General features: G+C 66.4%; 21 protein-coding genes. 8 read left to right on the forward strand and 13 right to left on the reverse strand.

The genetic code is table 11. The annotated features are described in order from the left end of the window. Window positions 1-15 precede the first annotated feature (15 nt). The 7 genes from BLR24_RS20745 to BLR24_RS20770 form a co-directional block, all read right to left on the reverse strand. The gene (locus tag BLR24_RS20745) at window positions 16-1,071 is read right to left on the reverse strand and encodes a MerR family transcriptional regulator (protein WP_093020338.1); all 1,056 of its coding nucleotides are present in this window, start codon (window positions 1,069-1,071) and stop codon (window positions 16-18) included. Window positions 1,072-1,088: 17 nt separating this feature from the next. Beyond that, complete coding sequence (locus BLR24_RS20750; RefSeq protein WP_093020340.1) at window positions 1,089-1,412, reverse strand: hypothetical protein; 324 nt, start codon at window positions 1,410-1,412, stop codon at window positions 1,089-1,091. A gap of 88 nt (window positions 1,413-1,500) precedes the next feature. Then, window positions 1,501-1,671: a hypothetical protein gene (locus BLR24_RS30770; protein ID WP_175543319.1), complete on the reverse strand. Its 171-nt coding sequence runs from the start codon at window positions 1,669-1,671 to the stop codon at window positions 1,501-1,503. Window positions 1,672-1,767: 96 nt separating this feature from the next. Beyond that, on the reverse strand, window positions 1,768-3,219 hold the full coding sequence (gene dbpA / locus BLR24_RS20755; protein ID WP_093020342.1) for an ATP-dependent RNA helicase DbpA: 1,452 nt from the start codon (window positions 3,217-3,219) through the stop codon (window positions 1,768-1,770). 85 nt (window positions 3,220-3,304) lie between these two features. Continuing rightward, window positions 3,305-3,577, reverse strand: coding sequence for a translation initiation factor IF-1 (gene infA / locus BLR24_RS20760; protein ID WP_015867950.1), 273 nt, complete (start codon window positions 3,575-3,577; stop codon window positions 3,305-3,307). A gap of 61 nt (window positions 3,578-3,638) precedes the next feature. Then, complete coding sequence (locus BLR24_RS20765) at window positions 3,639-3,905, reverse strand: hypothetical protein (protein ID WP_093020344.1); 267 nt, start codon at window positions 3,903-3,905, stop codon at window positions 3,639-3,641. 387 nt (window positions 3,906-4,292) lie between these two features. Further along, a complete protein-coding gene (locus BLR24_RS20770; protein ID WP_093020347.1) occupies window positions 4,293-5,348 on the reverse strand; it encodes a sugar phosphate isomerase/epimerase family protein in 1,056 nt (351 codons plus the stop codon). Window positions 5,349-5,475: 127 nt separating this feature from the next. Between BLR24_RS20770 and BLR24_RS20775 the strand changes: the two genes are divergently transcribed. Next, complete coding sequence (locus BLR24_RS20775) at window positions 5,476-6,363, forward strand: gamma-glutamyl-gamma-aminobutyrate hydrolase family protein (RefSeq protein WP_093020349.1); 888 nt, start codon at window positions 5,476-5,478, stop codon at window positions 6,361-6,363. A gap of 12 nt (window positions 6,364-6,375) precedes the next feature. Here the strand turns inward: BLR24_RS20775 and BLR24_RS20780 are convergent, their stop codons facing one another. Together BLR24_RS20780 and BLR24_RS20785 are read right to left on the reverse strand one after the other, a co-directional pair. Next, a complete protein-coding gene (locus BLR24_RS20780) occupies window positions 6,376-6,558 on the reverse strand; it encodes a hypothetical protein (RefSeq protein ID WP_093020351.1) in 183 nt (60 codons plus the stop codon). Window positions 6,559-6,632: 74 nt separating this feature from the next. Beyond that, complete coding sequence (locus BLR24_RS20785) at window positions 6,633-9,581, reverse strand: DNA topoisomerase III (protein WP_093020633.1); 2,949 nt, start codon at window positions 9,579-9,581, stop codon at window positions 6,633-6,635. 183 nt (window positions 9,582-9,764) lie between these two features. Here BLR24_RS20785 and BLR24_RS20790 point away from each other — a divergent pair, with 183 nt between their 5' ends. The 3 genes from BLR24_RS20790 to BLR24_RS20800 are packed head-to-tail and all read left to right on the forward strand — an operon-like array spanning window position 9,765 to window position 11,436. Further along, complete coding sequence (locus tag BLR24_RS20790; RefSeq protein WP_093020353.1) at window positions 9,765-10,406, forward strand: SET domain-containing protein; 642 nt, start codon at window positions 9,765-9,767, stop codon at window positions 10,404-10,406. Window positions 10,407-10,408: 2 nt separating this feature from the next. Then, complete coding sequence (locus BLR24_RS20795) at window positions 10,409-11,230, forward strand: biotin--[acetyl-CoA-carboxylase] ligase (RefSeq protein WP_093020355.1); 822 nt, start codon at window positions 10,409-10,411, stop codon at window positions 11,228-11,230. A gap of 8 nt (window positions 11,231-11,238) precedes the next feature. Then, a complete protein-coding gene (locus BLR24_RS20800; protein WP_093020356.1) occupies window positions 11,239-11,436 on the forward strand; it encodes a sporulation protein in 198 nt (65 codons plus the stop codon). Window positions 11,437-11,457: 21 nt separating this feature from the next. On the opposite strand, the gene BLR24_RS20805 is transcribed toward BLR24_RS20800, so the two are convergent. The 3 genes from BLR24_RS20805 to BLR24_RS20815 all read right to left on the reverse strand — a co-directional run bounded on the left by BLR24_RS20805 (window position 11,458) and on the right by BLR24_RS20815 (window position 14,180). Further along, window positions 11,458-12,906 carry a sensor histidine kinase gene (locus BLR24_RS20805; protein ID WP_093020358.1) on the reverse strand — a complete coding sequence of 483 codons (1,449 nt, stop codon included), beginning with the start codon at window positions 12,904-12,906 and terminating at the stop codon, window positions 11,458-11,460. A 38-nt stretch (window positions 12,907-12,944) separates the two neighbouring features. Then, window positions 12,945-13,619, reverse strand: a complete 675-nt coding sequence (locus BLR24_RS20810) for a response regulator (protein ID WP_093020360.1) — start codon at window positions 13,617-13,619, stop codon at window positions 12,945-12,947. A gap of 72 nt (window positions 13,620-13,691) precedes the next feature. After that, a complete protein-coding gene (locus tag BLR24_RS20815) occupies window positions 13,692-14,180 on the reverse strand; it encodes a MarR family winged helix-turn-helix transcriptional regulator (protein WP_093020362.1) in 489 nt (162 codons plus the stop codon). 146 nt (window positions 14,181-14,326) lie between these two features. On the opposite strand from BLR24_RS20815, the gene recA reads away from it, so the two are divergent. From recA to BLR24_RS20835, 4 genes are all read left to right on the forward strand, one after another. Beyond that, on the forward strand, window positions 14,327-15,445 hold the full coding sequence (gene recA / locus BLR24_RS20820; RefSeq protein WP_093020364.1) for a recombinase RecA: 1,119 nt from the start codon (window positions 14,327-14,329) through the stop codon (window positions 15,443-15,445). Window positions 15,446-15,490: 45 nt separating this feature from the next. Beyond that, the gene (gene recX, locus BLR24_RS20825) at window positions 15,491-15,964 is read left to right on the forward strand and encodes a recombination regulator RecX (RefSeq protein ID WP_093020366.1); all 474 of its coding nucleotides are present in this window, start codon (window positions 15,491-15,493) and stop codon (window positions 15,962-15,964) included. Window positions 15,965-15,974: 10 nt separating this feature from the next. Beyond that, window positions 15,975-16,373, forward strand: coding sequence for an SRPBCC family protein (locus BLR24_RS20830; RefSeq protein WP_175543320.1), 399 nt, complete (start codon window positions 15,975-15,977; stop codon window positions 16,371-16,373). 125 nt (window positions 16,374-16,498) lie between these two features. After that, window positions 16,499-17,227, forward strand: a complete 729-nt coding sequence (locus BLR24_RS20835) for a hypothetical protein (RefSeq protein ID WP_093020370.1) — start codon at window positions 16,499-16,501, stop codon at window positions 17,225-17,227. 31 nt (window positions 17,228-17,258) lie between these two features. Here the strand turns inward: BLR24_RS20835 and argC are convergent, their stop codons facing one another. Next, complete coding sequence (gene argC, locus BLR24_RS20840; RefSeq protein WP_093020372.1) at window positions 17,259-18,182, reverse strand: N-acetyl-gamma-glutamyl-phosphate reductase; 924 nt, start codon at window positions 18,180-18,182, stop codon at window positions 17,259-17,261. Window positions 18,183-18,378: the final 196 nt, after the last annotated feature.

Below are 18,378 nucleotides of genomic sequence, written 5' to 3' on the forward strand. Positions count from 1 at the left end.
GGCCACTGTCGGGCCTCACGCAACGTCAGGGTCAAGCGGCTGCGGAGCGGGCTTCGGATCTTTTTGCCGGAGAACGGCAATGGCCTGCAGCAGGTAGCCGCGCACCGCTGGTTCGATCACCGAAGCGGCCTGCAGCACCGGCTCCGCGGCCATCGCGCGCATCAGCCGCTCGGCCAGGGCCGGGTCGTGGGCGGTGAATGCGTCGAAGAGCCGCACCCAGTCGAGCGCAATGGCCTGCACCGCTTCATCGCCGGGCGGCAGGCCGCGCGCCTGCAGGGCGGTGAGCTCGCTGGCGAGCCGGCGCCATTCTTCTTCGGGCGGCTTGCCCAGGCGCGCGAAGTCGTCGGTGCGGAGGTGGCGCAGCAGCGCGGCCATGCGCACGCCGATGGCCTCGCCGATGTAATCGATCAGCTCGGCCGGCGGCCCGTCGGCGCGCCGCACCCCCGGCTCGCGCCGGTACATCTCGCCCCATCGCGTGATGAGGTCGAAGCTGCCGTCCATCCACTGCCCCATCAGGTTCATCCAGCGGAAGGCGAGCGGCTGTACTTCGAGCGCATCGGCCGGCACGCCGCGCGCCATCAGCGCCGCCACGTCGGCGACGAGCGGCGGCCACTGGTCGGCCACGGTGTTCCAGTTGGCCATCAGCGACTTGATTTCGGCGGGGCTGAAATAGCGATAGCGGCCATAGGCGGTCATCTGCGCCAGCGTGGCGAGCCAGTCCTTCATGTCGGGCTGGCCGCCCTCCGCGAGGCGCCGTTCGAGCAGGCCGAGCCGTTCGCGCAAAGCCGTGGCTTGGGCGATCTGCTGGTCGAGCGATGCGATCTGGCGCGCGATGATCGTCGGCAGCGAGCCGCTTTCGGCACCCAGCAGTCCGCCGATTTCGGCCAGCGGGAGCCCCAGCAGCCGCAGTGCCTGGATCGCATGTAGCCGGCCGATATCGGCCGTGCCGTAGAGCCGGTAGCCCGCTTCGGAGCGCGCCGAAGGCGCGAGCAGCCCGATGGCGTCGTAGTGGTGCAGCGTGCGCACCGTGAGGCCGGTGTGCCTGGCCAGTTCACCGACCTTGAGCAGCACGGCGCGCCTCTCCAGTTCTACGCGTCAGCAGCCGGCGTCGGCTCGGGTCCGCGCCAGCCCAGCAGCTCGGCCAGCCGCTGCACGATCCAGCCGGCCTCGGCAACCGACACGCCGGCTTCGGGCGTCGCCAGCCCGGCGTGGATGCGGCGCAGGATCTCGCTCTCGACCGGCACCTCGGTGTGGTGCTGGATCTGCGCATGGCCCACCAGGTGGTTGGCCAGGTCTTCGCAGATCTCATAGCGCTCGCGCACTACGCCGATCGGCTCCAGGAGGCGCTGTCGCGCGTCGCTATAAACCGCGAAGAACGAGGGCGGAATGAAGATCTGGTTGTCGTCGGACATGGCGGCCTTGTTTGTAGCGGGCCCAATGACAAAACGCGCCCGAGGGCGCGTTCGTCGTGGCTCCGAAGAAAGAGCCGCGTGGGCTGGATCAGCCGCCCTTGGTCGGGCGCTTGCCCGGGTTCTTCTTGCTGCGCGTGGCGGTGCCGCGCTCGAGGCTGATCTTCTGGCCGCCACCGGTGCGAGGCGCGGTGTAGCCGGGCATGGGGGTCGGCTTCGGGCTAGCAAGACGGTCGGCTTCGGTACGGATTTTCTTGGGCATGGAAAGCTCGGATAAAAAGGATGTTCGACCCCCGATTAGGCCACATCGGCAGATTTTATCTGCCAAGCGCCGAAACGAGGGGCCATGGGAGGGATGTCAGGTGGACTGCGGTGTCAGGAGGCGCACCCTGACGCTCTTGCCTTTCACGCGGCCGTTGTCGAGCTTGCGTGCGGCTTCTTCGGCAATGCTGCGGTCCACCGCTACATAGGTCGAGTACTCGTTGACGTTGATCTTGCCGACTTGGTCCTTGGCATAGCCGCAGTCGCCGGTGAGCGCGCCCAGCACGTCGCCGGCGCGGATCTTTTCCTTGCGGCCGCCGACGATCTGCAGGGTGGCCATGGGTGGCCGCATCGGTTCGCCCTTGCCGGGTGTGAGCTCGGCCAGGTCGTGCCATTCGGATTCGCGGCCCTGCAGCTGCTCGATTTTGCCGACGCTGCCCATCTCGTCCATGCTGGCCAGGTTCAGTGCGAGGCCTTCTGCGCCGCCCTGCTGGCCCACGCGGCCGGTGCGGCCGACGCGGTGAATATGAATTTCGGAATCGGGCGTCACGTCGACGTTGATCACCGCTTCGAGCTGCGAAATATCGAGCCCGCGCGCCGCCACGTCGGTGGCCACCAGCACCGAGCAGCTGCGGTTGGCAAACTGCACCAGCACCTGGTCGCGCTCGCGCTGCTCCAGTTCGCCGAACAAGGCCAGCGCGCTGAAGCCCTGGGCTTGCAGCACCTCGACGAGATCGCGGCACTGCTGCTTGGTGTTGCAGAAGGCCAGCGTGCTCACGGGGCGGAAATGGTCGAGCAAGAGGCTCACGGCGTGCAGCCGTTCGCTTTCCTTCACCTGGTACCAGCGCTGGCGGATCTTGCTGCCTTCATGCTGCGCCTGCACCGTGATCTGCTGCGGGCTCTTCATGAACTGCTGCGCGAGCTTGGCGATGCCTTCAGGGTAGGTGGCCGAGAACAGCAGCGTCTGGCGCTCCTTCGGGCACTGGCGCGCCACCTTCACGATGTCGTCGAAGAAGCCCATGTCGAGCATGCGGTCGGCTTCGTCGAGCACCAGGGTGTTGAGCGCTTCGAGATTCAGGTTCTCGCGCTCCAGGTGGTCCATGATCCGGCCCGGCGTGCCCACCACGATGTGTGCGCCGTGCTCCAGGCTCGCGATTTGCCCGCGCAGCGCGACGCCGCCGCAGAGCGTGACCACCTTGATGTTTTCCTCGGCGCGCGCCAGGCGGCGGATTTCGGTTGTGACCTGGTCGGCCAGCTCGCGCGTCGGGCACAGCACCATCGCCTGGATGGCGAAGCGGCGCGGGTTGAGGTTGGAGAGCAGCGCCAGCGCAAAGGCGGCGGTCTTGCCGCTGCCGGTCTTGGCCTGTGCGATCAGGTCCTTGCCGAGCAGCGCCGGCGGCAGCGCGGCCGCCTGGATCGCCGTCATCTGCGTGTAGCCGAGCTGCGTGAGGTTGGCCAGCATCTGGGGCGAGAGCGCCAGCGTGGCAAAGCCGTGGTCGGCGGAGGCCTGGGCTGGGGAGCCGTCGGCTGGGGAATTGGTCGTGGTCATCGTCGTTCGGCAGCCGGACCCGGAAAAACAAAGGCCTTGCCGGCACCCTTCGCGGGGCGCCGCAAGGCCCTTCGTCCGTCGCGGATCAGCGGCGAGGTGCGTTGTTGTTGCCGGAGTTCGTCGGCGGCGGACCGCGGCGCTCCAGATGGCGGAAGGTGATACGGCCCTTGGTCAGGTCGTAAGGCGAGAGTTCGAGCGACACCTTGTCACCCGCCAGGATGCGGATGTGGTGCTTGCGCATCTTGCCGCCGCTGTAGGCGATCAGCTGATGGCCGTTGTCGAGCGTCACGCGGTAGCGCGAGTCGGGCAGGACTTCGGTCACTGCGCCGTTCATTTCGATCAGTTCTTCCTTGGGCATGTGTGATTACCTCTGAATTCTCGTTCGATGTGTGTTGGATATGAAGATGGGCGTAATTGTTTCAGCCTGCGCACGGAAGCGCGAGCGGGGCAACGCTGAGAGGGCTGCTGCGTTCGCGCACCCAGCAAAGACCCTGGTCGATGGCGTAGCGCAGCGCGGCGGCGTGGCTGGCAAAGCGCGGCGTGAAACGCATCACGCGGTCGTGCATGCCGCTGCCACGGCCAGAGCGGATCGAGACGGAAGCGGCGTAGTTGCCGTCGTCCTGGTGGCGAATGAGCGGGGAAACAAGGTACTTGCCCACCGCGATACTGTGTTGAATGATGTCCATGAAGCCTTGGCACCCTGCGCGAAAAGTGTGCGCAAAATGCCGAAAAATTGATTGAAAACGGGCGTGGGCCGGCCAGAACGGCGCGGCGGACGCGCTATTCGCTTCAACAAGAACGAAGGCAGTGGTGGCAATCATGGGCGCCCGGTCTGGCGCTCCAACACACTGTGAAGCCGGCTTGAAAAAAGAGGCCTGAAAAATCCAAGGGACGGTACAGGTCAGCCGGCGGAGTGACGAAAAGTGCTTCGTCGTGGTATCGAAACGAACCCGACATTATAGCGCGCGGGGTATGACAGTTGCTTGTCTTAAATACAACGCACCTGTGAATTAGGCACCAGACTCCCGCCGCACAGGTGTCTGGTGCTACTAAAGATATAGCTCGAGCGCGCGTCAGCCGAGGCCGAGCATCCGTTTGTTCGCGGCCACGTCGACACCGCCCGCGGCAAAATCGTCGAACGCCCGCTCGGCCACGCGAATGATGTGGTCGGCAATGAAGGCCGCGCCTTCGCGGGCGCCATCTTCCGGGTGCTTGATGCAGCACTCCCACTCAAGCACCGCCCAGCCGGGGAAGTCGTACTGCGCCATCTTCGAGAAGATGGCCTTGAAGTTCACCTGCCCGTCGCCCAGCGAGCGGAAGCGCCCTGCCCGGTTGATCCAACTCTGGAAGCCGCCGTACACGCCCTGCTTGCCGGTCGGGTTGAACTCGGCGTCCTTCACGTGAAAGATCTTGATGCGCTCGTGGTAGTGGTCGATGTACGCGAGGTAGTCGAGCTGCTGCAGCATGAAGTGGCTCGGGTCGTACAGCAGGCACGCACGCGGATGGTTGCCCACGCGCTCCAGGAACATCTCGTAGCTCACGCCGTCGTGCAAGTCTTCGCCGGGGTGGATTTCGTAGCCCACGTCCACGCCCGCCGCATCGAAGGCATCGAGGATGGGCCGCCAGCGGCGCGCCAGTTCGTCGAAGGCTTCCTCGATGAGTCCCGGCGGGCGCGGCGGCCACGAATAGAGATACGGCCAGGCCAATGCGCCCGAAAAAGTCGCATGGGCCGTGAGCCCGAGGTTGGCCGAGGCCTTGGCCGCCAAGTGCAGCTGCTCCACGGCCCACTGCTGGCGCCGCACCGGATCGCCGCGCACCTCGGGCGCCGCAAAGCCGTCGAAGCCGGCGTCGTAAGCCGGATGTACGGCGACCAGCTGCCCCTGCAGATGGGTCGACAGCTCGGTGATCTCGAGGCCGTGCGCGGCGAGCGTGCCCTTGATCTCGTCGCAATAGGTCTTGCTCCCAGCGGCCTTCTTGAGGTCGAACAGGCGCGCGTCCCAGCTCGGGATCTGCACACCCTTGTAGCCCAGTCCGGCGGCCCAGCCGGCAATGGCGTCGAGCGAGTTGAACGGGGCTTCGTCTCCCGCGAACTGGGCCAGAAAAATGGCCGGGCCCTTGATCGTCTTCATGGCTTGTCTTCCTTCTTGGTCGTAGCGGCGTTGAAAGCATACTTGGCGTGTCGTCCGACCCCGTGCGAGAGGCCAAAGCGCCAAAATGGACTTTCCTTTTCGCACAGCACGTCCTGCCAGTCCCGAGATGCCGCAACCTGTTTCCGCCCGGCTGAAGATCGGCTTGTCTGCCTGCTTTTCCCATGCGGACCCGGCGCGTTCGCTGTTCACCAACAAGACGCTGCAGTATGTCGAGCAGTCCATCGCGCACTGGCTCATGTCGGCCGGTGCCATGGTGGTGATGGTGCCCTGCCCCACGGGCGAAACCGCGCGCGGCGACACCAAGCTCTCGCACTACGCCGAATGGCTCGACGGCGTCGTGATGCACGGCGGCGCTGACGTCTGGCCCGGCAGCTACGGCGAGGAGCCGCTCAAGGATGCGTGGGTGGGCGACCGCATCCGCGATCTGTACGACCTGGCGCTGGTCGAAGCCTTCGAACAGGCCGGCAAGCCGATCTTCGGCGTCTGCCGCGGGCTGCAGCTCATCAACGTTGCCTTCGGCGGCACGCTGTACCAGGACATCGAGGCGCAGCACGGCCATCCCGAAACAATCCGGCACCGTGACCCGGTGACCTACGACCAGAATTTTCACCAGATCGAGATCGTGGAAGGCACGCGCCTGGCCAAGCTCTATCCGGAGGTGAAGACTGCAAAGGTCAACAGCATTCACCATCAGGGCGTGAAAGATCTCGCACCCGGTTTCGAGGTCGAGGCGTGGAGCCTGCCCGACCGCGTGCCCGAGGCCATTCGCCGCCGCACCGACAAGGGCCGCAGCTACATCTCCGCCACGCAGTGGCACCCTGAATTCCACAAGTACGGCAGCACCGAGACCGTGGACGACACGCCCATCCTGCACGACTTTCTCTGGGCCTGCGCCACGGCGAGGGTGGCGCCCCAGACCTCGATCGGCGCCGGGTCGGGCCGCATCCGCGACCGCGCGGCGCGGGTGCTGCGCCAGGCGCTGCTGCGGCGCTGACGCACCGACTGGCTAGCGCCGGTCGGAACGGTTCGTACTGCCGCTGACGCCGGCATCGATGGTGCCGAACACCGTGACACCGCTGCCGGACGACGAGGTGGCGCGGTCAGCGTTACCCGCCGACCCCGTACCGGCACAGCCCGCCGCCAGGGCGCCCATCGCGATGGCAAGAACAGCTGCAATCAATGGCTTCACGGAAAACTCCTGGCAAATGGTGAAAGACTGCGTTCACTATAGGCCGGTGCGTTTTCCGCCCGGTAACACCCGGTTCACGGCGCCGAGAGGTGCTTGCCCACGATGCCCGCGAGTTCGAACATCGTCACCTGGTCCTTGCCGAACACCGGCTTGAGCTTGGCGTCGGCATTGATCGCGCGCTTGTTGGTCGCATCCTGCAGGCCGTTGGCCTTGATGTAGTCCCACAGCTTCTTGATGACCTCGGTGCGCGCCACCGGTTCGGCGCCGATCACCGCGGCCAGCGAGTCGCTCGGCTTCAGGCCTGCGCCGGGCTTGCGCGGCGCGGCGGCCTTCTTCGCGGCCGGTGCCTTCTTGGCGGCGGGGGTCTTCTTCGCAGCCACCTTCTTGGCCGCGGCCGTCTTGCCTGCCGGTGCCGCCTTGCCGAAGGTCTTGCGCGGCGGGAACTTGCTGCCGCCTTCGCGCGGCGCAAACTCGAAGGTCACCTTGCCCTCTTCGGCGTTCCAGGTCAGGAAGGCCTTGAAGGCGCGGCGCGTGCGCATGCTCACGAACTTGTCGAGCAGGTCGGTCTTGCCGGTGGCGAGCAGCTTCTCCATCTGCGCGCGCTCCACCGGCTGCTGCAGGATGATCTTGCCGGTCTTGAAGGTGCAGCTCGGCGTCGGCTGCGCGTTGGTGGGCACCGACTTCTCGCAGACGTAGTTGCTGCCGTGCTCGAACACCGGTGCGCCGCAGACCGGGCACGGGCCCACCGTGTCCTGCTCGCCGAAGTCGACGATCTCGCCGGTGTCGCCGTTCTTGTCGTCGCCGAAGTCGAACTCCAGCTTCCAGTTCTTCGCTTCCTCGTCGAACTTCAGGATGATTTCGGAGGTGAAGGGCCAGCCGGCCTTGGAGCGGAAGCCCTCGAGCGGGCCGATGTGCTTGTTGGCCAGCAGCGCCTCGGCCTCGACCACCTCGAAGGTGCGCCCCGCCGGCGACTTGCCGAACGAGAAGCCGCAGGCGTCTTCGCCCGTGCCGCTCTTGCCGGTGCAGCCGTAGCGGCGGTAGTTTTCCTTCACCACGCCGCCGCAATTGGGGCACGGGGTCGAAAGCGTCGAGTAGTCGCCCGGCACGGTGTCGCGGTCGTACTCCTTGGCCTTCTTGACGATGTGCTCCGTCATTTCGGCGATCTCGCGCATGAAGGCGTCGCGGCTCAGCGCGCCCTTTTCCATCTGCGCAAGCTTGTATTCCCACTCGCCCGTGAGTTCGGCCTTGGAGAGTTCCTCCACGCCCAGGCCGCGCAAGAGCGTCATGAGCTGGAAGGCCTTGGCGGTGGGAATCAGCTCGCGGCCTTCGCGCAGCATGTATTTCTCGGTGATCAGGCCTTCGATGGTGGCGGCGCGCGTGGCTGGAGTGCCGAGGCCCTTCTCCTGCATGGCCTCGCGCAGCTCGTCGTCGTCGATGGTCTTGCCCGCGCCTTCCATGGCGCCGAGCAGCGTGGCTTCCGAATAGCGTGCCGGCGGCCGGGTCTTCAGCGCCTTCAGGTCGGCCGATTCGGTCTTCACCGTTTCTCCCGGCTTCACCACTACGAGGTTCTTGCCGTCCTTCTCGTCGTCGTCATTGACGGCTTCCTTGCCCCAGATGGCCAGCCAGCCCGGCTTGACCAGCACCTTGCCGTCACTGCGGAACGGGTACTTCTTGCCGCCGGCTTCCACCGTGCTGATGCGGGTGGTGACCTGGAATTCGGCACTCGGAAAGAACACCGACATGAAGCGGCGCACCACGAAGTCATAGAGCTTCTGCTCGGCCTCGGAGAGACCGCTCGGCGCCTGCAGCGTTGGAATGATGGCGAAGTGATCCGACACCTTGGCGTTGTCGAAGATGCGCTTGTTCGGCTTCACATAGCTGCCGTCGACCGCTTGCTGGGCAAAAGGCGCGAGATGCTTCATGCCGCTGTCGGCGAGCATCTTCATCGTGTCTTTCACCACCGGCAGGTAGTCCTCGGGCAGCGCGCGCGAATCGGTTCGCGGGTAGGTCAGCGCCTTGTGGCGTTCGTACAGGCTTTGCGCCAGCGCCAGCGTGGTCTTGGCCGAGAAGCCGAAGCGGCCATTGGCCTCGCGCTGCAGCGAGGTCAGGTCGAACAGCATCGGGGAGGCCTGGGTGGTGGGCTTGCTCTCCTCGGTGACGGTGGCGGGCTTGCCGCGTGCCGCATCGGCGACCTCGCGCGCTTCGCGCTCGCTCCACACGCGGTCGGCGCGAATCTCCGCGTCGGCCACGCCGTCGGGACCCGGCGGCGGCTTCTTGAAGTTCGCGTCGAACCACTTGCCGGGGTACTGGCCGGCCTCGGCCTGGAACACGCCGTGGATCTCCCAGTAGTCGCGGCTCACGAACTTGCGGATTTTTTCCTCGCGCTCGACCACCACCGACAGCGTGGGCGTCTGCACGCGGCCCACCGTCGTCAGGAAGAAGCCGCCGTCGCGCGAATTGAAGGCCGTCATGGCGCGCGTGCCGTTGATGCCCACCAGCCAGTCGGCCTCGGAGCGCGAGCGCGCGGCGTCGGCCAGGCCCTGCATCTGCTTTTCGGTGCGCAGCGCGTCGAAGCCGTCGCGGATGGCCTGCGGCGTCATCGACTGCAGCCACAGGCGCTTCACCGGCTTGTTCAGGCCGGTCTTGCCGCCCGCGTACTGCTCGATCAGGCGGAAGATCAGCTCCCCCTCGCGGCCCGCGTCGCAGGCGTTGATGAGCTGCGTCACGTCCTTGCGCTTGGCCTGCTTGACCACGGCGTTCAGGCGAGTCTTTGTCTTGTCGACCGGCTTCAGGTCGAAGTGCGGCGGAATCACCGGCAGGTTCGCGAAGCTCCACTTGCCCCGCTTGACGTCGAACTCCTCGGGCGCCTGGATCTCGACCAGGTGGCCGACGGCGCTGGTCACAACGTAGCTTTCGTTCTCGAAATGCTCGTCATGTTTGTCGAACTTGCCGGCCACCGGCGTGAGGGCGCGGACGATGTCCTGTGCCACCGACGGCTTTTCTGCAATTACCAAAGTCTTCATCAACATTCCTAAAAGAGTTCCCAGGCCGGCGCCGAGCCGCCTCAAGGCGGCCTGCGGCCCCCTCCGGGGGGCAGCGACGACACGCAGTGCGAGAGCGTGGGGGCCACATACAATCTGCGGCTTCCCGCGTGTGCGCACGCGCACACGCGCATGTGTGCATATTCAACCTAACAGACTTCGGCGATGCCTTCCAAATCCCCACAATTTGCCGGCCGCCGCATTCAGATGCGGCGATCGGATGTTCACGGCAACGGCGTTTTCGCCGTGGACGACTTGGCCGAAGGCGAGACGCTGATCGAATACAAGGGCGAGGTCATCAACTGGAAAGAGGCGCTGCGCCGTCACCCGCACGACCCGGCCCAGCCGAACCACACCTTTTACTTTCACATCGACGACGGCCGTGTGATCGACGGCAATGTCAACGGCAATGCCGCCCGCTGGATCAATCATTCCTGCGAGCCGAACTGCGAGGCCGACGAGGTCAGTGGGCGCGTTTATATCAAGGCGCTGCGAAACATCACTGCAGGAGAAGAGCTCAATTACGACTACGGCCTCATCATCGACGAGCCCTACACCCCGAAGCTGCTGGCCGAATTTCCCTGCTGGTGCGGCTCGGAGAGTTGCCGTGGCACCCTGCTGACGCCCAAGGACGAAGACGAAGAAAAGAAAAAGAAGAAAAAGGCCAAAAAGAAGGCCGAAAAGAAAAAGGCCGAGAAAAAGGAAGCCAAGAAGGCGGACAAGGAAGCCGAGAAGAAGGCCGACAAGAAGGCCGAAAAGAAATCAGAAAAAAAGAAGTCCAAGAAGGACGAGGCCGGCAAGGGCTGAGCATGGGCACCACGGCCGCCTGGTTCGAAGACCGCATCGCCGCCGCTGTCGCGCCGCTGCTGCCCGGCTTCACGGTCGAGGCCGTGGCCGAGATCGATTCGACCAACACCGAGCTGATGCGCCGCGCGCGCGCCGGCCACACCCCGCCGGTGCTGCTGGTGGCCGAGCGCCAGACCGCCGGGCGCGGCCGGCTCGGCCGGCCCTGGCAGAGCGCGCAGCAAAGCGAAGACAGCGCCGCTTCCCTTACCTTCTCGCTGGGCCTGCCGCTCGCGCCGCGCGACTGGTCGGGCCTCTCGCTGGCCGTGGGCGTCAGCGTGGCCGAAAGCCTCGACCCCTCGGGCGATGCGAAAGTCGGCCTCAAGTGGCCCAACGACCTGTGGGTGGACGACCGCAAGCTCGCAGGCATCCTGATCGAAACTGCCATGCCGCACGCGGTCCGTGCCGAGGGGCCGGCCGTGCCGCGCTACCTGGTAATCGGCATCGGCATCAACATCGGCCCGCGCGAAGCCGAGGGCATGCGCACCCCGCCCGCGTGGCTGCGCCAATGGCGCCCCGGCGCCACCGCGCCCGAGGTGCTTGCCGAGCTGGCCGCGCCGCTGGTGCGCAGCGTGCAGGTTTTCGAGGCCGAGGGTTTCGTGCCCTTTGCCGAACGCTTTGCCGCGCGCGACGCGCTGCGAGGGCGCGAGGTCCAACTCAGCGACGGCAGCTTCGGCTTGTGCGAGGGCGTTGCCTGGGGCGGCGAACTGCAGGTGCGCACTGCTGCCGGCCTGCAGATGGTCTCGAGCGACGAAGTCAGCGTGCGTCCGCGCGGCATGGCGTTTTGAGATTCACGATGAAACTGCGCCTCGTGCTGGTCGCCCTGCTCCTTGCCAATGCCGGCTACTGGTTGTGGTCGCGCGGCGATCTGGCCGGCTTCGGATTGGCGCCGGCGAGCCTCAACGAGCGCGAACCCCAACGCCTCGCGCGCCAGGTTCATCCCGACTGGCTCCAGATCCGCAAGGACGGCAAGAGCAGCAGCGCCGCTCCCTGACCCGGCGGTCCCAGCTGCGCCTCAGGGCGCTCCTTCTTCGTCCGCAAAGCGCACTGTGAAACGGGCGCCTGGCGGTTGCCGGCCCGGATGCGCGTCTTCGAGCTTGACCTGCGCATGGTGCTGGTTGGCAATCTCGCGCACGATCGGCAGGCCCAGCCCCGAGCCATCGGCTTCGTTGCCCAGCACGCGGTAGAACGGCTCGAACACCAGCTCGCGATCGGATTCCGCAATGCCCGGGCCGTTGTCTTCCACCTGCAGCAGCACCACGTGGCCGAAGGGGTCGGCCAGCACGCGCGCGGTGATCACGCCCGGCCGCCCGGGAGTCGACGGCGTGTAGTTGATGGCGTTGTCGACCAGGTTGCGCACCAGCTCCTTCAGCAAGGTCGGGTTGCCTTCGAACACCACGCCCGGGGCGCCCGCCTCGGCGCCGTCGTAGCCCAGGTCGATGCGCTTTTCGATGGCGCGCGGCACCGCTTCGCGCACCACCTCGATGGTGAGCCGTGCCAGGTCGCAGGGTTGGCGGCCTGTGCCAGCGCCGGTGCTTTCGGCGCGCGCCAGCGAAAGCAGCTGGTTCACCGTGTGGGTGGCGCGCACGCTGGCGCGGCCGATCTGCTTGAGCGACTGCTTGAGCTCGTCGGCATTGGCGCCTTCGCGCTGTGCCAGGTCGGCCTGCATGCGCAGGCCCGCGAGCGGTGTCTTGAGCTGGTGCGCCGCATCGGCAAGGAAGCGCTTTTGCGTGTGGATCGAATCGTTCAGCTTGTCGAGCAGCTCGTTGACCGAAGACACCAGCGGCACCACCTCCAGCGGCACCGACGACTCGTCGAGCGGGCTCAGGTCGCCCGGTCGCCGCTCGCGGATGCGTGCCTCCACGACCGACAGCGGCTTGATGCCGCGCACCAGCGCCAACCAGATCAGCAGCACGGCGAGCGGCAGGATGGCGAACTGCGGCAGCAGCACGCCCTTGATGATCTCGATGGCCAGCACCGACTGCTTCTCGCGCGTCTCGGCCACCTGCAGCAGGGCCGGGGCCGAATCGTCGTTGTCGCCGTCGGCCAGCCAGAGCGAGGCCACGCGGACCTGCTTGCCTCGCATTTCGCCGTTGCGAAGCGTGACCACGCCGGCGACCGGTGGCTCGTCGGTGTTGGGGTGGGGCACGTCGGGCTCGCCGCTGAGCAGCTTGCCATGGCTGTCGAGCAGCTGGTAGTAGACGCGGTCGGCATCGTCGGCGCGCAAGATCTCGCGCGCCGGCTGCGGCAGCACGAACTGCGTCTGGCCCTGCTGCACCGTGACGAGCCGTGCCAGCGTCAGCACGTTGTATTCGAGCGCGCGATCGAAGGGCGCATTGGCAATGCCCTGCGCCACCAGCCACGTGACGCCGATGCTCACCGGCACCAGCAGCAGCAGCGGCGTGAGCATCCAGTCGAGGATCTCGCCGAACAGGGAGCGCTGGGCGCGCTGAAACAGTTTCAAGGCTTACGGCCTCCCAAGCCGCCGGGCACGCCCGGGCGTCATTGCTGGATTTTTTCGAGGCAGTAGCCGAGGCCGCGAACGGTGGCGATACGCACCGGCCCTTTCTCGATCTTCTTGCGCAGGCGGTGGATGTAGACCTCGATCGCGTTCAGGCTCACTTCCTCGCCCCACTCGCACAGGCGCTCCACCAGCTGGTCCTTGCTGACCAGGCGGCCGGCGCGCTGCAGCAGCACTTCGAGCAGGCCCAGTTCGCGCGCCGAGAGCTCGACCATCTTGCCGTCGATGGTGGCCACCCGGCCGGCCTGGTCGTACACCAGCGGGCCATGCTTGATCGTGTTGCTGGTGGCGCCCATGCCGCGCCGCGTGAGCGCCCGCACCCGCGCTTCGAGTTCCTGCAGGCTGAAGGGCTTGGCCATGTAATCGTCGGCACCGTGGTCCAGGCCCTTGACGCGTTCTTCCACGCTGTCGGCCGCGGTGAGCACCAGCACGGGCAGCTGCGAGCCGCGCGCGCGCAGGCGCTTCAGAATCTCGATGCCATGGAGGTTGGGCAGCCCGAGATCGAGGATCAAAAGGTCGAACTCGCTGTGCGTCATGAGCGCGGCATCGGCCTGCGAGCCGTTCGCCACATGGTCGACCGCCGCGCCTGAGGTCCGCAGGCTGCGCAGCAGGGCATCGGCCAGCACCTGGTCGTCTTCGGCAATCAGAATCCGCATGAGCCACCTCCGGCCGTTCGGGCGCCGCGCTGGCGCCGCGTTCACATATGTCTCTGTCTCTCCCAGCCGAGTCTAGCCCTCCTCTGTGTACGCTTCCAGACCGATGGTGACCACGGTGGCAACGTCATTGCCGACGCTGGCGCGGAATTCGCGCTCGGCCTGCGTCACCGCGCTGCGAAAGGCATCGAGCCACGCCAGCCCGTCGGCGGTGAAAAGCACTTGCCGCGCCCGTGCGTCGAGGGGGTCGGGCCCGCGCGTGACGAGGCCCCACGCCTCGCACTGGTCCACCAGCGCGCCCATGGCCTGCTTGGTCACGCCGGCGCGCTCGGCCATCTCGGTCAGGCGCGAACCCTCGCGCGCCAGGTGTCGCGTGATGTGGATGTGCGCGGCGCTCACCTGGGCCCGGGCGGCCAGGTTCGACAGCGCCAGCGGCACGCCGACGTCGTGCGCCATGAGTTCGAGCACGCGCTCGTCGAAGCGGCGCATCGCGTGGCCCAGCAGGCGGCCCAGGTGGGTTTGCCGCCAGGCGTCGGGATCGGTCGGAAAAGCGGTTTCGGCCATCCGCTAAATAGTAAAGCAAACTGACCAAAAAATGGGTTTACTCAAACCAATCAACCCCTACACTACTGTTCAAGCATCCAGCCTGTGGTTAAAAGCAGATGGATGGCAGTCACATACAAACCGTTGATTTTCAAGGAGATTTCCACATGGACGCAGTCGTCAAGGGCTCAAGCATCTCGGTCGCCAACAGCGAAAAAGCCAAGGCTCTGCAGGCCGCGCTGGCCCAGATCGAAAAGCAGTTCGGCAAGGGCACGATCATGCGGCTCGGCGAAGGCGAGGCGCTCGAAGACATCCAGGTGGTCTCCACCGGCTCGCTGGGCCTGGACATCGCGCTCGGCGTCGGCGGCCTGCCGCGCGGCCGCGTCATTGAAATCTACGGCCCGGAATCCTCGGGCAAGACCACGCTCACGCTGCAGGTCATCGCCGCCATGCAGAAGCAGGCCGGCACCTGCGCCTTCGTCGACGCCGAGCATGCGCTCGACGTGCAGTACGCCCAGAAGCTCGGCGTGAACCTGTCCGACCTGCTGATCAGCCAGCCCGACACCGGCGAGCAGGCGCTCGAAATCGTCGATTCGCTGGTTCGCTCGGGTGCCGTCGACCTGATCGTCATCGACTCGGTCGCCGCGCTCACGCCCAAGGCCGAAATCGAAGGCGAAATGGGCGACTCGCTGCCCGGCCTGCAGGCCCGCCTGATGAGCCAGGCGCTGCGCAAGCTCACCGCCACCATCAAGAAGACCAACTGCATGGTCATCTTCATCAACCAGATCCGCATGAAGATCGGCGTGATGTTCGGCTCGCCCGAAACCACCACCGGCGGCAATGCGCTGAAGTTCTACGCCTCGGTGCGCCTGGACATCCGCCGCATCGGCACCATCAAGAAGGGCGACGAGGCCATCGGCAACGAAACCAAGGTCAAGGTGGTGAAGAACAAGGTCAGCCCTCCGTTCAAGACGGCCGAGTTCGACATCCTGTTCGGCGAAGGCATCAGCCGCGAAGGCGAAATCATCGACATGGGCGTGACCGCCAAGATCCTCGACAAGTCGGGTGCCTGGTACGCCTACAACGGCGAAAAGATCGGCCAGGGCCGCGACAACGCCCGCGAGTTCCTGCGCGAGAACCCCGAGCTGTCGCGCGAAATCGAGAACAAGGTGCGCGAGTCGCTGGGCATTCCGCTGCTGGCGGCCGATGCCGATGCCCCGGCGCCCGAAAAAGCCGAGAAGCCCGCCAAGGCGCCCAAGGCAGAGAAGGCCGACAAGGGCGAGTAAGTACAGGCGCGGCCTCCTGCGGGGCCGCGCAAGCGACCACCAGGCATGGCTTTCGGTGCCCCCTCCCTCAAAGGCCGCGCATTGCGGCTCCTGAGCCAGCGCGAACATTCGCGCGCGGAGCTGGAGCGCAAGCTGGCCCGGCACGAAGAAGAACCCGGCACGCTGGCCCGCGCGCTCGACGAACTGGCCGCCAAGGACTTCATCAGCGAGCCGCGCGTCGTGGCCTCGGTGCTCAACCAGCGCGCCGCCCGCTCGGGCGCCTTGCGGGTGCGGCAGGAGCTGCAGGCCAAAGGCATTGCGCCGGACGCCATTGCGGCGGCGGTGGCCAGCCTGCAAGATACCGAAGTGGAGCGCGCCACGGCTCTCTGGCGCCGCCGGTTCGACGCACCGCCCGCTGATGCGAAGGAGCGCGCCAGGCAAACACGGTTTCTGCTGGCACGCGGCTTTTCAGGCGCGGTGGTGGCCAAGGTACTCAGGAGCGATTTCGATGGCGACGACAACAACGAATCAAGCGAATGAAGGTGCCGCGATGCAGTCCCGCGTTGTCACGCAGCGCGTGGCCTGCGACTGGCGCCATGCCTATGCGCTGGCTTCCGACCCGGCGCGGCTGCCCGACTGGGCCAGCGGCCTGGCCAGGAGCGCATTGGTCCCGCATGGCGATCACTGGGTGGCCACGACGCCGGACGGCGAAGCCCGCCTGCGCTTCGCACCCGCCAACGAATTCGGCGTGCTCGACCATTGGGTGGCGCCCGAAGGCGTGCCCGAAATCTATCTGCCGTTCCGCGTGATCGGCGTCGCGCCGGGCATCTGCGAGCTGCAGTTCACGCTGCTGCGCCAGCCGCACATGGACGATGCCGCTTTCGAGCGCGATGCCGGATGGATCGCGCGCGACTTGCAGTCGCTGCGGCGCCTGCTCGAAGCCAGCTGAATCGCCGGCCACATTGCCGCACGCGCCAGTCGGCGCCGTGCCGTGGGCCCCACCCGATGGCATGATCGGCGCCGGCCGGTCCCGTGCGAGGACCGCCTTCAAAAAACTTCGGAGGGGGAAATCCCATGTCTTCAGGACCAACTGGCCAGCCGTCGCTCGTGCGCACGGGCGCCAAGGCCGGGGCCGCGTTCGTCGGCTCTGTCATCAAGGGCGGCCTGCTCGCGCTGATCCTCGGCGGCGGCGCCTTCTTCTATTACCTGGGCCAGCTGCAGGGCCCCGGCAACACGGCGGCGCGCGCGGGCGGTGCCGGCGCGGTGCTCGCGCTGATCACGTCGCCGCCGCTGCTGGTCGCGGTGCTGCTGCTTCTTTTCGTCGTCGTCTACGCGATGCTGGGCGTGCAGCAAGGCCGGGCCAAGGCGATGCAGCATCTGGTGGCTGCGCGCGGCGAAGCCGTGGCCGAGCGCCTGGCCGGCGCGATCGCGGGCCGCATCGAATCCATGCCGCGCACCCACGGAACGCTGCAGCGCGCGGCCGACTGGCTGTCGGTCGATGCCTTGAGCAAGCAGCTTGCGCCGGTGCTGGGCGAAGGCAAGGCCGTGCGCTCGGTAGTCGGCTTTGTGCTCAACCGGCTGCCGATGAGCGACATGCTGGCTGAATGGCAAGAAGGCCGTGCGGCGCATGGAGAACCGGTGGCAGCGGAGGGTGCGGCGCAAGACCCCGCCTTGCGCGCGCTGCTCACGCGCCGCATCAACGAGACGTTGAAGGAGATGTCGACGCCATCGCGCAAGCCGCTTTACATTGCGCTGGGCGCGCACGCGGTCTTGCTGGGCGTGGGCCTCTGGCTCGTCAACTGAACCGAGGCGAAACGCAGACGATGGCTGGCGCTCAGAGCGCCAGCATCAGCTTCAGGTTCTGCACCGCGGCGCCGCTCGCGCCCTTGCCGAGGTTGTCCAGGCGCGCGATCACCACCGCGTGGCGGTGGTCCTCGTTCGGAAACACGCGGATCTCGAGCTGGTTGGTGTCGTTGAGCGCCAGCGCATCGAGCTTGCCGTCATCGGTGGGCGGCAGCACCTTGACGAATTGCTCGGGCGTGTTGCTCCTGGCGTAGTGCGCGGCCAGGGCGTCGTGCAGGTCACCGGACTTCGGTTTGCCGGGCAGCAGGTCGAGGTGCAGTGGCAGTTGTACGAGCATGCCCTGCTTGAAGTTGCCCACCGAAGGAATGAAGACCGGCCGGCGGGTGAGGCCGGTGTACTTCATGATTTCAGGGATGTGCTTGTGCTTGAGGCCGAGCGCGTAGGTCTCGAAAAGCGGCGCCTTGCCGCTCTCGTAGTCCTCGATCATGGCCCGGCCGCCACCCGAATAGCCGCTGACCGAAGGCAGCGAAATCGGGAAGTCGGGGGGCAGCAGGCCGGCATCGACCAGCGGCCGCACGATGGCGATGGCGCCAGTCGCGTAGCAGCCGGGGTTGCCGACGCGGTCGGCCTTGGCCACGGCCTGCCAGTGGCCTTCGGCGAGTTCGGGAAAGCCGAACACCCAGCCGGGCGCCACGCGGTGCGCGGTGGAGGCGTCGATGATCTTGGGCTTCTTGCCTTGCAACTGGTCGATCAGCGCTACCGACTCGCGGGCTGCGTCGTCGTGCAGGCACAGCACCACCAGGTCGACGCCGGCCATCAGCTCGCGCTTGGCGTTCACGTCTTTTCGCAGCTCGGGCGCGATGCTCACGAGTTCGATCTGCGGCATCGTCTGGAGCCGTTCGCGAATCTGCAGGCCGGTGGTACCGGCTTCGCCGTCGATGAAAACCTTGGCCATATCGGAGTATGCGTAGTGTGGCTAGAAGAAAGTACGTATTGACCGCAAGGTCACGTCGGGATTGGTGCGGCGCACCATGATACAGTCCGCGGTTGTTCGCCGCCCCCAGCCGTCAGGCTGCCGTCGCCCGCGAACAACAGAGCCAAAGACGCCTCAGACCCCAGATCTCCCGTTCTCAACTTCCTCCTTCCGAGAG

It is taken from the genome of Variovorax sp. OV700 (genome assembly GCF_900099805.1).
In the GTDB taxonomy this organism is placed as follows: Bacteria; Pseudomonadota; Gammaproteobacteria; order Burkholderiales; family Burkholderiaceae_C; genus Variovorax.